Origin of the sequence: Stenotrophomonas sp. SMYL89 (genome assembly GCF_036319985.1) — a bacterium.
In the GTDB taxonomy this organism is placed as follows: domain Bacteria; phylum Pseudomonadota; class Gammaproteobacteria; order Xanthomonadales; family Xanthomonadaceae; genus Stenotrophomonas; species Stenotrophomonas maltophilia_Q.
Genome location: NZ_JAWIRW010000020.1, coordinates 19364 through 33175 on the forward strand (window position 1 = coordinate 19364; position 13812 = coordinate 33175).

A 13812-nucleotide genomic window follows, 5' to 3' on the forward strand; every position below is an offset into this window, starting at 1 on the left:
TCTTGCGTCCAAGTGCCCGTCGGCAGGGGAGAAACCGTGGGGCTCATCCCAAAAAGTCAGTCGCCGCTTGTAGGCGTCGACATCAGTTCGACTGCGGTAAAGCTTTTGCAGCTGTCCCGCAGCGGCAATCGTTTCCGTGTGGAACACTACGCTGTGGAACCTCTTCCGCCGAATGCGGTGGTGGAGAAGAACATCGTCGAAGTGGAGGCCGTGGGTGAGGCCATCCGCCGTGCGATGAATCGTTCAGGCAGCAAGGCCAAGCTGGCCGCCGCCGCCGTTGCCGGGTCGGCGGTGATCACCAAGGTGATCCCGATGCCGGCCGAGCTCGACGAGAACGACATGGAAGCCCAGATCGAGCTGGAAGCGGTCAACTACATTCCGTACCCGATCGAGGAAGTGAACCTGGACTTCGAGGTGATCGGGGCGATCCCGAACAACCCGGAGATGGTCCAGGTGCTGCTGGCCGCGTCGCGTTCGGAGAACGTGGAACTGCGCCAGTCCGCGCTGGAACTGGGGGGCCTGCAGGCCAAGGTGATGGACGTGGAGGCCTTCGCGGTCGAGAACGCCTACGCCCTGGTCGCCAGCGAGCTGCCGGTGTCCAGCGACGGCGTGGTCGCGCTGGTCGACATCGGCGCCACCATGACCACGCTCAATGTGCTGCGCGGTGGCCGCAGCCTGTACAGCCGCGAACAGGTGTTCGGTGGCAAGCAGCTGACCGACGAGATCATGCGCCGCTACGGCCTGAGCTACGAGGAAGCCGGCCTGGCCAAGCGCCAGGGCGGGCTGCCGGAAAGCTACGAGATGGAAGTGCTGGAGCCGTTCAAGGAGGCCACGGTCCAGCAGATCAGCCGCCTGCTGCAGTTCTTCTATGCCGGCAGCGAGTTCAACCGCGTCGACCACATCGTGCTGGCCGGCGGCTGCGCCGTGCTGGGTGGCCTGCCGGAGATGGTCGAAGAACAGCTGGGCGTGCCGACCGTGGTCGCCAATCCGCTGGCACAGATGACCCTGGGCCCGAAGGTGAACGCGCATGCGCTGGCCCAGGATGCCCCCGCGCTGATGATCGCCACCGGTCTGGCGCTGAGGAGCTTCGACTGATGGCACGCATCAATCTATTGCCCTGGCGCGCCGAGCGGCGCAAGCAACGCCAGCGCGAGTTCTACGCAATGCTGGGCATGGCCGCCATCGGTGGCCTGCTGCTGTCGCTGCTGATCTGGTTCTACTACGACCGCCAGGTGAGCGGCCAGATGGACCGCAACGCCTATCTGGAAGCCGAGATCGAGAAGGTCAAGGAACAGAACAAGGAGATCGACCGCCTCGATGCGCAGAAGGACCGCCTGCTGGCCCGCAAGAAGGTGATCGAGGAACTGCAGGCCAAGCGCTCGCAGATGGTCCACCTGTTCGACGCATTGGTGCGCACGATTCCTGACGGCGTGGTGCTGACCGCCCTGCAGCAGGAGGGGGACATGCTCACCCTCGAGGGGCGCACCCAGTCCAATGCACGCGTGTCGGCTTACATGCGCAACCTGGAAACTTCCGGCTGGATGACCAACCCGGAGCTGTCGATCATCCAGGCCAGTGCCGCAGACAAGAGTGCTGCCGGCCCGGTATCGGACATCAAGGCACTGCCGTACATGTTCAAGGTCACGGTGAAGCTGCCTGCGCAGAGTGAAGAGACCGGCACCCCCGGTTTGAACGCTGATGGCAGCGTGGCGGCCGCGCCGGCTGCGACGCCCGCCGTGGCGCCGCTTGCCGCCGGCCCCGATGCGGCGGCCCCGGCCGCTGCAGCAGCGCCGGCCCCGGCCCAACCGGCGGCGGCCCCGGCAGCGGCGCCGGCCACCGCACCGGCCACTGCGCCGGCGCCTGCACCGGCCAAGCCGAACCAGCCCGCCGCACCGGCACCGGCCGCCAGGCCTGAGGGCAGCCGCCTGGCGCAGCCGCCGCAGGCCTCTTACGCCCCGCTGCAGGGGGATCGCGCATGAGCCAGAAAATCGATCTGAAGAACCTGGATTTCAACGACATCGGCAACTGGCCGCAGAAGGCCAAGATCGTCTTCTGTTCGTTGCTGGCCCTGGTCATCATGTTCGTTGCGTGGATGCTGCTGATCAGCGGCAAGCGTGATGAACTGGCCAGCCTGGAGTCGAAGGAAAGCGATCTGCGTACCGAGTTCTCCAAGCAGCAGGAACGCGCGGTGAACCTGGGGCCGCTGAAGCAGCAGCTGGCGCAGATGGAGCAGGTCCTGCAGCAGATGCTGCGGCAGCTGCCCAGCAAGACCGAAATGCCGGACCTGATCATCGACATTTCGCAGACCGCGCTGTCCAGCGGCCTGACCAGCCAGCTGTTCGAACCGGAACAGGAGCAGGTCAAGGAGTTCTACGCCGAGAAGCCGATCAAGCTGAAGATGGTGGGCAGCTATCACCAGTTCGGCGCGTTCGTCAGTGGCGTGGCCTCGCTGCCGCGCGTGGTGATCCTGACCATGCACGACATCAACCTGAAGCCGGCGGACAAGGCTGGCGGTGGTTCGCGTGCCGGTGCGCTGGAGTTGTCCGGCACGGTCAAGACCTACCGGTATCTCGACGAGACCGAGGTGCAGGAACAGCAGAAGGCTGAAGCCGGCAAGGAGGGCAGCAAGTGATCCGTTCCTTCCTTGCACGTTGCGGGATGGTCGCTGCCGTGCTGCTGCTGGCCGCCTGCGGCCGTGGCGTGACCAGCACGCCGGGCGACGCGCCGAATCTCGAGAAGTGGGTGGAAGGCGAACGTGCCCGGCCGGCGCAGCCGCTGGAACCGTTGCCTGTGATGCAGCAGTTCGAGACCTTCGAGTACTCCGCGCAGGGCCTGCGTGATCCGTTCACCGACGCCTGGACCAATCCGCAGGGGAATGGCGGATTGCGCCCGGATCCGAACCGGCGCAAGGAGCCCCTGGAGGGCTTCCCGCTGGACGCACTGGACATGGTCGGTACCATCGGCACCGGCGGCGGCACCGTCGCGCTGGTGATGGGGCCGGACAAGGTGACCTACCGGGTGCGCCCGGGCGGCTACCTGGGGCAGAGCGACGGGCGGGTCACTGCGGTCTTCGAAGACCGCGTGGAGCTGATCGAACTGGTGCCGGATGGCGCGGGTGGCTGGCTGGAACGGCCGGCAACGCTCTCGCTTGAAGATCAATGATCGTTTACTGGGGATAGCACGATGACCTTTCACCAAGCCAAGGGGCTGCGTCCCATCCGGCGCTCTACCTTGAACCGTGTCAGCGCGTTGGGAGTCGCGCTGATGCTGGCCTGCGCTCCGGCGCTGGCCGCCGCACCGGCGGAGAAGCCGGTGGGCACCACCGTCGCACCGGCCGCGGCACCCGCCGGCCTGTCGGTGGCCAAGATCGATTTCAAGCGCGGCGATGATGGCGCGGGCCGCCTGATCGTGCAGTTTGACGGCCAGGGCGCGATCCCGGACCTGCGCACGCAGGGCAACAGCGTGGTGGTCGACGTCGGCAACGCCCGCCTGCCGGCCAATCTGCAGAAGCCGTTGAACGTCGTCGACTTCGCCACCCCGGTGCAGCGCATCGACGCCAAGCCGTCCGGCGCCGGCACCCAGCTGGTGCTGAGCACCGGCGGTGCGGTGGAGTCGCTGGCCTACCAGAGCGGCAACGAATACGTGGTCGAGATCAGCGCGCGGCAGGCTCCGGCCGCCGTCGGTGCAGTGACCGCCGGCAGCGTCACCCAGGCGGCAAAGGCCGTCGGCCAGCGCGGCTTCACCGGCAAGCCGGTGACCTTCAACTTCCAGGACGTGCCGGTGCGCACCGTGCTGCAGTTGATCGCCGAAGAGTCCAACCTCAACGTGGTGGCCTCCGACTCGGTGCAGGGCAATGTGACGCTGCGCCTGGTCAACGTGCCGTGGGACCAGGCGCTGGACATCGTGCTGCGCGCCAAGGGCCTGGACAAGCGACGCGACGGCAGCGTGATCTGGGTCGGCCCGCAGGCCGAACTGGCCAAGTTCGAGCAGGAGAAGGAAGACGCGCGCATCGCCATCGAGAACCGCGAAGACCTGGTGACCGATTACGTCCAGATCAACTACCACAGCGCCACCCAGATCTTCAAAGCCCTGACCGAAGCCAAGGGCATCGGCGGTGGTGGCGGTGGTGGTGCAGGTGGCGGGGGCGGTGGGTCGTCGCAGGAGGAAAGCGGCTTCCTGTCCGGCCGTGGCCGCATCGTCGCCGACGAGCGCACCAACACGCTGATGATCAGCGACATCCCGAAGAAGATCGCGCGCATGCGTGAACTGATCAGCGTGATCGACCGTCCGGTCGACCAGGTGCTGATCGAGAGCCGCATCGTCATCGCTACCGATACTTTCGCGCGTGAGCTGGGTGCGCGGTTCGGCATCAGCGGCAGCCGCGACAACGCCTACTTCAGCGGCAACCTCGAAGCCAATGCGGAAACCCGCAAGTCGCAGGTCGAAGCCAATGCGACCAACGCGAAGGCGTACCGTGACTGGGTGGCGGGCGGCAGCACCGGCCCGGCGCCGATTCCGGTCGGTTCGACGATCACCCGTGGCCTGAACTGGGCCATGCCGGCGGCGTCCACCAACCCCGCGGGCTCGCTGGCGCTATCGATCCTCAATGCCGGCTACCTGCTGGACGTGGAGCTGTCGGCCATGCAGGAGGAGTCGCGTGGTGAAGTGATCTCCAACCCGCGCGTGGTCACCACCAACCAGCGCGAGGCCCTGATCAAGCAGGGTAAGGAAATCGGCTATGTGACCATCAGTGCCGGTGCCGGCGGTGTCGCTACGCCGAACGTGCAGTTCAAGGAAGTGGTGCTGGAACTGAAGGTCACCCCGACCATCACCAACGACAACCGCGTGTTCCTCAACATGCAGGTGAAGAAGGACGAAGTGGATCGGCTGATCCAGCTGGAAGGCTATGGCACCGTGCCGTCGATCAACCGCCGCGAAGTGAACACCGCAGTGCTGGTCGAGGACGGGCAGACCGTGGTCATCGGTGGTGTGTACGAGTTCACCGACCGCAACAGCATCAGCAAGGTTCCGTTCCTGGGCGATGTGCCGTTCCTGGGCAACCTGTTCAAGAAGCGTGGCCGCAGCAAGGACAAGGCCGAGCTGCTGGTGTTCGTCACCCCGAAGGTGCTGCGCGTGGCCAGGCAGAACTGAGCCAACGCACCCGCGACACGAAGAAGGGCCGCCATGCGCGGCCCTTCTTCGTTCATGCCGGACGTAATGCGCGGACGATCCGGTAGATCCACGCCATGCGTGGATGAGGTGCCCGTTCAGCCGTTCTTGATGCCAATCGCAAGGCACCCTGCGATGATGTCGGGAACCCGTGCCGTCCCGCGCCGGTCAAAGGCCCCCATGAACCTGCCACCGCCGATGCCCGAAACCGTCTCGCCGCCGCCCGCGCCGGCCACCTCCCGCCTGCATGGCGCCTTCAACCAGCTGCGCGACGCGCTGTCGGCCGAAATCGTCGGCCAGGCGGCCCTGGTCGAACGCCTGTTGATCGCATTGCTGGCCGACGGCCACCTGCTGGTGGAGGGCGCGCCGGGCCTGGCCAAGACCACGGCCATCCGCGCGCTGGCCTCGCGCCTGGAGGCGGATTTCGCCCGCGTGCAGTTCACCCCCGACCTGCTGCCGGCCGACCTGACCGGCACCGAGATCTGGCGCCCGCAGGAAGGGCGCTTCGAATTCGTACCCGGCCCGATCTTCCATCCGATCCTGCTGGCCGATGAAATCAACCGTGCGCCGGCCAAGGTGCAGTCGGCGCTGCTGGAAGCGATGGGCGAGCGCCAGGTCACCGTTGGCCGTCACACCTACGCATTGCCGCCGCTGTTCCTGGTGATGGCCACGCAGAACCCGATCGAGCAGGAAGGTACCTTCCCGCTGCCGGAAGCGCAGCTGGACCGTTTCCTGATGCACGTACGCATCGGCTACCCGGACCAGGCGGCCGAATCAGAGATCCTGCGGCTCGCCCGCGAGCGTGCCCGTGGCGCGCTGGGCGAGGTGGCACCCGCACCGGAGAAGCTGCCGATGCAGGATGTGTTCGACGCCCGCCGCGAAGTGCTGGACCTGCATATGGCACCGGCACTGGAACGCTATCTGGTCGAACTTGTGCTGGCCTCGCGTGATCCGTCGCGCTATGACGCCGGCCTTGGGCGCCGCATCGCCTGGGGCGCAAGCCCGCGTGGTTCCATTGCGTTGGAACGCTGCGCACGTGCACGCGCCTGGTTGGCCGGCCGCGACTTCGTCACTCCCGACGATGTGCGTGCGGTCGCCGCCGACGTGCTGCGCCATCGCGTGCTGCCCAGCTACGAAGCCACCGCCGAAGGCTGGGATGGCGAGCGCCTGGTGCAGGAGCTGCTGGCCCGGGTGCCGGCACCCTGAGCCTGCGCATGACCGATCGATCCCTGGAAGCCGCATCCACCGTCAGTGATGGCGACGGATTGCGCCCGCACCTGTCCGAACTGGTGGCCCTGCGCCGGCTGGCACAGCGGCCGCCGCCGCCGCGCCTTGGTCGTGCCGGCAATGCCGGGCAGGCGCCGTCGCCGCTGCGTGGGCGTGGCATGGAGTACGCCGAGTCACGCGAGTACGTGGCCGGTGATGATGCCCGGCATATCGACTGGCGCGTGACCGCGCGGACCGGGCGTGCCCATACCAAGCTTTTCCAGGCCGAACGCGAGCGGGTCAGCCTGATCGTGGCCGATACTTCACCGGCGCTGTATTTCGGCACCCGCGTGCGATTCAAGTCGGTGCAGGCGGCCCGCGCGGGCGCCGTCGCTGCGTGGTCGGCACAGCGTCGCGGTGATCGCGTGGGTGCCCTGCGCGGCAGCGACCGCGAAGCGCCGATTGCACCTGCGGGTGGGCCGCGGGGCGTACTGCGCGTGCTCGACGCACTCACCCGCTGGTACGCGCAGCCGCCCGCCGACGATCTCGGCCTGGAGCGCGCGCTGGACCATGCCGCCCGCGTGCTGCGTCCCGGGGCGCGCATGCTGGTGCTGGCCGATCCGCAGCAGGCCGCGAAGATTCCCGTCGTGCGCTGGAGCGCGCTGGCCCAGCACCATGACCTCAGCCTGGTGCTGCTGGTCGATCCCCTCGAGCTGCAACCACCTTCGGCGGCCCTGCAGTTCCAGACCGCGCAGCAGCGCATTGGCCTTGATCTGCGGCGCAGCGAAGTGCAGTCGCACTGGCAGGCGCACTTCGTCGAACCGCTGCAGGCGCTGCGCCGCCAGCTCGGCGCACGCCGCGTTGACGTGCAGGTGTTGTCCACCGATGCGCCCAGCGATGCCTGGTTGGCGCCGTCGGCGACCGAGGTACCGGCATGAGCGCCAACCTTCCGCTGCGCGATGTACAGCTGCCGCCGGCACCGTCGTGGTGGCCGCCGGCCCCCGGCTATCTGATGATCGGCGGCGCGGTGTTGCTGGTGATCCTGGCGCTGGCCCTGCTGTGGTGGAAACGCCGCCGCCGTCGCCAACGCTGGTTGCAGGCGTTCGACCAGGAGCTGGCCACCACCACTGATGCCACCGCGGAACTGGCGGTGATCGCCGGCCTGCTGCGCCGTGCCGCGCGGCAGGCGCAGCCGGGCAGTGAATCCCTGCGCGACGATGCCTGGTGGCAGCGCGTGGATCCGAAGGGCACGTTGCCCGACGCGCGTCGCAGCCTGTTGGCCGAAGGTGCCTATCGCCCCCGCGTGGACGCCAGCGAAGTGGCGGCCGTGCGCAGCTGGGCCCGCGAGCGCTACCTGGCAATGCTGCTGGAGCGCCGCCGATGAACCTGCTGGCGAGTTACTGGCCATGGCCGGACCTGCAGCTGGCGTGGCCGCTGGCCCTGCTGGCGTTGCCGCTGCCACTGCTTATGCAGGGGTGGAAGCGCCGCGCCGACCCGGGTGCGGCACTGCGCGTACCGTACGCGGCGAGTGAACTGGAAGCGCTGTCCGGTGGTGGCCGCGTCGATGTGTCGTGGCTGCGTACGCTGCTGCTGTGGCTGGGCTGGTGCGCGCTGTGCATCGCGTTCGCGCGCCCGCAGCAGCTGGGTGAGGCCATCACGCCACCGCAGCAGGGGCGGCAGATGATGCTGGCGATGGACGTATCCGGCAGCATGGGCGAGGGCGACATGGTACTGGGGGGGCAGGCGGTGGATCGCCTCACCGCGGCCAAGGCCGTGCTGGCCGACTTCCTGGATCGTCGCGCCGGTGATCGCATCGGCCTGCTGATCTTCGGCGACCGCGCTTATACGCTCACGCCGCTCACTGCCGACCTGGCCAGCGTGCGCGACCAGCTGCGCGACAGCGTGGTCGGCCTGGCTGGCCGCGAGACGGCCATCGGTGATGCCATCGGCCTGGCGGTGAAGCGCCTGCGCAGCCAGCCCGAAGGGCAGCGTGTACTGATCCTGTTGACCGACGGCGTCAGCAATGCCGGCGTGCTCGAACCGCTGCGTGCGGCCGAAGTCGCGCAGGCCGAAGGTGTACGCATCCACACCGTTGCGTTTGGTGGCGATGGCAGCATGCGCTTCCTCGGCATTCCGATTTCCGCTGACCAGGATCCGGTGGACGAGGCGACGTTGAAGAAAATTGCCAGCCTGACCGGTGGCCAGTTCTTCCGTGCACGCGATACCTCGCAGCTGGCCGGCATCTACGCCGAACTGGACCGTCTGGAGCCAATCGCGGCGAAGGGACCGAGCCTGCGCCCGCGCGAGGAACGCTACGCATGGCCGTTGGGCCTGGCGTTGCTGCTGGGCGCGTTGGCCTGGGCGTGGCCGGAGCGTCGTCGATGATCGCGTTCGTCTCCCATCTTCCGGACTGGAACGCGCTGCACTTCCTGCGCCCGGAATGGCTGTGGGCATTGCTGGCGCTGCCGGTGATTCTCGCCGTATCGCTGTACCGGCAGCGGCGCAGCGATGCGTGGCGGCAGGCGGTGGATGCACACCTGTTGCCGCATCTGCTGGCGGCGGGTACGCGCCGTCGCATGCGGCTGCCATTGGCGGTGCTGCTGGGCTGGACGCTGGCATCACTGGCCATGGCCGGACCGAGCTGGCGGCAGCAGGCACAGCCGATGTTCCAGCCCAGCGCACCGCTGCTGGTCGTGCTGGATCTGTCCAGCCGCATCACTGCCACCGATCTGCCGCCGTCGCGGCTGCTGCAGGCACGGGCCAAGGTCGGCGAGCTCCTGCGCGCACGCAAGGGCGGGCAGGTCGGCCTGGTGGTATACGCCGAAGATGCCTACACCGTGGCGCCGCTGACCGATGACGGCAGCAATGTTGCGTTGTATCTGGATGCCTTGTCGCCGGATGTGATGCCGCGTGATGGTCAGCGTGCCGACCGTGGCATCGACTGGGCCACGCGGCTGATGCGGCAGATCGCTGCACCGCAGGGACAGATCCTGCTGGTCACCGATCAAGCCGATGGCGAAGCTGCGTTGGCAGCCGCGCAGGCGCGCGGTCTTGGACTGCAGGTGTCGGTACTGGGCCTGGGCACGCCCGCCGGCGCGGCCTACCGTGATGGCAGTGGGCAGATTCGCCAGGCCGCGCTGGATGAAGGCAGCCTGCGTGCCGTTGCCACGGCAGGTGGCGGCCGCTATGCGCGCATCGCTGCAGATGACAGCGACCTGCGTGCGCTGGGCGTGCTTGATGCACGCGAAGGCAGCGCCACGCAACGGCCGGGCGAAGGCAAGCAATGGCGTGACGAGGGCTTCTGGCTGTTGCCGCCGCTGATGCTGCTGGCGCTGCTGGCGTTCCGACGCCGAGCGGTGCTGGCGGCGGTGCTGGCGGTGGGTCTGTTGCCATGGATGAGTGACGTGCACGCGCAGACGCCTGCGGCGCCTGCTTCGCAGCCGCCGCAGGGCACCCTGTGGAAGCGGGCCGACCAGCTGCAGCACCAGCGTCTGGCCGACGGCGTGCAGGCCTATCGCAAGGGCGACTTCGCCACCGCGCGCAAGCAGTTCGAAGGCATCGACAACGATGCCGGTTGGTACAACCTGGCCAATACGCTGGCGCGCCAGGGCAGCTACGATGAAGCCATCGCCGCCTACGACCGTGCGCTGGCGTTGCATCCCGGCATGCCCGATGCGGTGGCCAACCGCGCGGTGGTCGATGCCGCGCGCAAGCGCAAGCAGTCGGGGGGGCAGGGGCAGGACCAGCAGAAGCCGCAGCAGAACGGGCAGCAGAAGCAGCAGAACCCGTCCCAGGGCCAGCAGAACCCGCAAGGCCAGCAGCCGCAGCAGGGCCAGAAGGATCCGGGACAGGGTCAGCCACAGTCACAGCAGGGCCAGCAGGGCCAGCCCAGGCCGGGTGACGACAGCACGCAATCGAAGCCGCAGTCCGGCGAGCGCAGCCGCGATGGCCAGCAGGTGCCGCCGCAGGTTGAGGATGCCAAGGCCCAGGCGCAGGCCGACGAGCAGCAGCGCCAGCGCATGCAGCAGGCGATGCAGCAGGCGCGCGAAGGCGAGGCGGACAAGGACGGCAAGCCGGTACCGGCCGGTGACGGCCGCACCGCGCGCCAGCGCGAGGAGCAGCAAGCGGTGGAAGCGTGGATGCGGCGTGTTCCGGACGATCCGGGCGCGTTGCTGCGGGCCAAGTTCCAGCTGGAAAACGAACGCAGGAAGAGGGAAGGGCGATGACGCGGGCGATCAACATGCATGGGCGCTGGCCACGGAACGTTCTGGCGGCGCTGCTGTTGTGGCTGCCGCTGCTGGCCTGGGCGCAACCGCGGGCCTGGCTTGACCGTGACCGCATCGCGATGGGCGACACGGTCACCCTCAACGTTGAGAGCGACCAGGGCGCGCCGGACTTCACCCTGCTGCGCAACGACTTCGATCTGAGCGGGCAGACCAGCAGCCGCCAGGTGGAGTGGAGCAATGGCAGCATGCAGCAGCGCAATCTTTATGGCGTGGCACTGACGCCACGGCGCAGCGGAGCGCTTGTGATTCCGGGCCTGCAGGTGGGCAGTGCACGTACCGCGCCGCTGACCCTGCAGGTGGACGCCGCTGCCGTCGCCGGCCCCGACAGCAATGCGATGGCCTTCATCGAGACCGTTGTCGATGATGAGACGCCCTATGTGCAGCAGAGCGTGGGCGTGGTGGTGCGCCTGTATTTCGCATCACAGCTGGCGTCGGGCGAGCTGGTGCTGGATACACCGGCCGGTGCGTCGCTGCAGCGCGTGGGCGATGACCGCACCGATGTGCGCCAGGTCAACGGCCGCCGTTACAACATGGTCGAGCGTCGCTTCCTGCTGATCCCGGAGCGCAGCGGCACCCTGCGCCTCGCAGGTGCGCGCTTCAACGGCCGCAGCGCCGGTGGCTTCTTCGACGACTTCTTCGGCGGTGGCGACGGGCGCATGAACGCCACCGGCGCCGACCGCACGTTGCAGGTGCAGGCGCAACCGGCGCAGGCGCCACAACCGTGGCTGCCGCTGCAGAGCCTGCAGCTGCGCTACACCAGTGCACCGACCAGTGCCCGTACGGGCGAAGCGGCCAATGTGGTGGTCGAAGCGATTGCCGAAGGGGCGACCCGCGCGCAGTTCACCGACCTGCCGGTGCCGGATGTCGGCAGCGCCGCGCAGGTATTCGCCGAACCGGCGCAGTACGAAGAGACCTTCAATGGCAGTACGCCGCGGCTGAAGATCACCCGCCGCTATTCGATCGTGCCGCGCCAGCCCGGCTCGCTGGTGGTGCCCGGTACACGCCTGCCGTGGTGGGATGTGCGCGCAGGCAAGGCGCAGGAGGCGAAGCTGCCGGATCTGACACTGACGGTCGCGGCGGGCAATGGCGCTGGCAGCACCTCGCCGGCACCGCCGCCGCCAATCGATACCGATGCCGCGCTGCCCGGCAGCGATGGCCAGGACAGCCGCATCGCCGCGACCGATCCGCGTGCCGGTGGCCTGGCCGAACGTCCGTGGCCGTGGATGGGCGCGGCCGTCGGCCTGGCGTTGCTGTGGCTGTTGACCCTGTTGTGGGGCTGGCAGCGAGGCCGCCGACCGCGTGCGGCGGCGCCGGTAGCCGGCAAGCCCTCTGTGCCGATTGTGGCGAGCGGACGTGCTGGCTTGGCCGAACTGCGCCGCACGCTGGATGGCGAAGGGTTCGAGCAGGTCGAGGCACAGCTGTGCGCGATGGCCGGCGTCGAACGCATCGAGCAGGTCGTTGCGCGGTTGGATGACCCGGCGCAGCGCCAGGTGCTGCAGGACCTGCAGCAGGCACGCTGGGGCGGGCAGGGCGATCTGGCATCGCTGCGTTCGCGTCTGCGCGAGGTCTTCCGTGACGGACCGCACTGGTCGACGGCTGCCGGCCCCGCCGACACTGGCCTGGCGCCGCTGTATCCACCGCGGCGAACCTGAACCGGCGTCGCTTGCGCGCTTTGTTAGAGTGCATTCATTTTTCGAGGAAACCCGCGTATGACAGCAGCTGCTGCCGACAAGAAGAAGTTGCCCCTGCATTGGAAGATGGGCATCGGCTTTGCGATCGGCCTGGTCCTGGGACTGATCGTGCACGCCCTGGGCGGCAGCGTCGATGGTCTGCAGGCCGGTGCCAAGTGGGTAATGGACTACGTCACCACCCCGGCGTCGGGCCTGTTCCTCAACCTGATCTTCATGCTGATCGTGCCGCTGATCTTCTCGGCGCTGATCATGGGCGTGTCGGAGATGGGCGACATCCGCGCCCTCGGCCGCATCGGCTGGAAGACCCTGGCCTACACCGTGCTGCTGTCCGGCATCGCCGTGGGCATCGGCCTGGTGCTGGTCAACCTGCTCAAGCCGGGCGCCGGCGTCGATCCGCAGGTCGCCGCCATGATGCTTTCGGAGAACGCCGAGCGCAGCAAGGAAATCGTTGCCGGCATCCATGGCACGCCGAAGGGCATGGACATGCTGCTGTCGATCGTGCCGAGCAACGTGCTGCAGGCGGCGTCGGACAACGGTGCGATCCTGTCGCTGATGTTCTTCGCGCTGATGTTCGGCATCGGCATGGTGCTGACCGACAACGAGAAGGTCGCCCCGTTGCGCCGCGCCATCGAAGGCGTGTTTGAAATCTCGATGACCCTGATCAACCTGGTCATCCGCCTGGCCCCGTATGCGGTGGCCTGCTTCATGTTCAACCTGGCCGCACTGTTCGGCTTCGAACTGATCATCCGCCTCGGTGCCTACGTGGGCGTGGTGGTGCTGGCGCTGGGCCTGCACATGGTCGTGACCTACGGCACTGCGGTGTGGCTGTCCGGCCGTTCGCCGCTGTCGTTCTTCCGCGATACCCAGGAAGCGACGGTGATGGCGTTCTCCACCGCCTCCAGCAACGCCACCCTGCCGACCGCGCTGCGCGTGGCCGACCAGATGGGCCTGCCGCAGCGCGTGTCGCGCTTCGTGCTGACCGTGGGCGCCACCGCCAACCAGAACGGCACCGCGCTGTTCGAGGGCGTGACGGTGATCTTCCTGGCCCAGTTCTTCGGCGTGGACCTGAGCATCGGCCAGCAGATCATGGTGATGGCGGTCTGCATCCTTGGTGGCATCGGTACCGCCGGCGTGCCGTCGGGCTCGCTGCCGGTGGTGGCGATGATCTGTGCGATGGTCGGCGTTAACCCGCTGGGCATCGGCCTGATCCTGGGCGTGAACCACTTCCTGGACATGTGCCGTACCGCGCTGAACGTGACCGGCGACCTGGCCCTGACCACCTTGGTGGCCAAGGGCGAGTCCCACGACGGCCCGGCGCTGGGCCCGCAGCAGGACTAGGTCCAACGCCACAGCCGGCGACCTGATCGGGGTCGGATCCCATTCCGCATGGAATGGGATCCGACCCCTTTCGTTTTCCGGTCCGACCTGACCCGGCCCGGCGACTATGGGACAATAGGCCG

The 13812-nt window shown here is 67.9% G+C and carries 12 protein-coding genes; all 12 read left to right on the top strand.

The window, feature by feature from the left end:
- Positions 1–36: 36 nt before the first annotated feature.
- Positions 37–1095, top strand: a complete 1059-nt coding sequence (locus V3B41_RS17980; RefSeq protein WP_099552984.1) for a pilus assembly protein PilM — start codon at positions 37–39, stop codon at positions 1093–1095.
- On the top strand, positions 1095–1979 hold the full coding sequence (locus V3B41_RS17985) for a PilN domain-containing protein (protein WP_286074097.1): 885 nt from the start codon (positions 1095–1097) through the stop codon (positions 1977–1979). The genes V3B41_RS17980 and V3B41_RS17985 overlap by 1 nt, the downstream gene beginning before the upstream one ends.
- The gene (pilO, locus tag V3B41_RS17990) at positions 1976–2632 is read left to right on the top strand and encodes a type 4a pilus biogenesis protein PilO (protein WP_005410857.1); all 657 of its coding nucleotides are present in this window, start codon (positions 1976–1978) and stop codon (positions 2630–2632) included. The genes V3B41_RS17985 and pilO overlap by 4 nt, the downstream gene beginning before the upstream one ends.
- Positions 2629–3162 carry a pilus assembly protein PilP gene (locus V3B41_RS17995; RefSeq protein ID WP_295549991.1) on the top strand — a complete coding sequence of 178 codons (534 nt, stop codon included), beginning with the start codon at positions 2629–2631 and terminating at the stop codon, positions 3160–3162. Before pilO ends, V3B41_RS17995 begins: the two co-directional genes overlap by 4 nt.
- A 21-nt stretch (positions 3163–3183) precedes the next feature.
- Positions 3184–5151, top strand: a complete 1968-nt coding sequence (locus tag V3B41_RS18000) for a type IV pilus secretin PilQ family protein (protein WP_100443671.1) — start codon at positions 3184–3186, stop codon at positions 5149–5151.
- 198 nt (positions 5152–5349) lie between these two features.
- The gene (locus V3B41_RS18005; protein ID WP_197632876.1) at positions 5350–6375 is read left to right on the top strand and encodes an AAA family ATPase; all 1026 of its coding nucleotides are present in this window, start codon (positions 5350–5352) and stop codon (positions 6373–6375) included.
- Positions 6376–6383: 8 nt separating this feature from the next.
- Positions 6384–7313 (top strand): DUF58 domain-containing protein, encoded by a 930-nt coding sequence (locus tag V3B41_RS18010; RefSeq protein WP_329861752.1) that lies wholly within the window; start codon positions 6384–6386, stop codon positions 7311–7313.
- On the top strand, positions 7310–7759 hold the full coding sequence (locus V3B41_RS18015; RefSeq protein ID WP_049432655.1) for a DUF4381 family protein: 450 nt from the start codon (positions 7310–7312) through the stop codon (positions 7757–7759). Before V3B41_RS18010 ends, V3B41_RS18015 begins: the two co-directional genes overlap by 4 nt.
- Complete coding sequence (locus V3B41_RS18020; protein ID WP_049432658.1) at positions 7756–8760, top strand: VWA domain-containing protein; 1005 nt, start codon at positions 7756–7758, stop codon at positions 8758–8760. Before V3B41_RS18015 ends, V3B41_RS18020 begins: the two co-directional genes overlap by 4 nt.
- Positions 8757–10601, top strand: coding sequence for a VWA domain-containing protein (locus V3B41_RS18025; protein WP_049432661.1), 1845 nt, complete (start codon positions 8757–8759; stop codon positions 10599–10601). Before V3B41_RS18020 ends, V3B41_RS18025 begins: the two co-directional genes overlap by 4 nt.
- A complete protein-coding gene (locus V3B41_RS18030; RefSeq protein WP_329861753.1) occupies positions 10598–12313 on the top strand; it encodes a BatD family protein in 1716 nt (571 codons plus the stop codon). Before V3B41_RS18025 ends, V3B41_RS18030 begins: the two co-directional genes overlap by 4 nt.
- 57 nt (positions 12314–12370) lie before the next feature.
- Positions 12371–13690, top strand: coding sequence for a dicarboxylate/amino acid:cation symporter (locus V3B41_RS18035; protein WP_049432668.1), 1320 nt, complete (start codon positions 12371–12373; stop codon positions 13688–13690).
- Positions 13691–13812 lie beyond the last annotated feature (122 nt).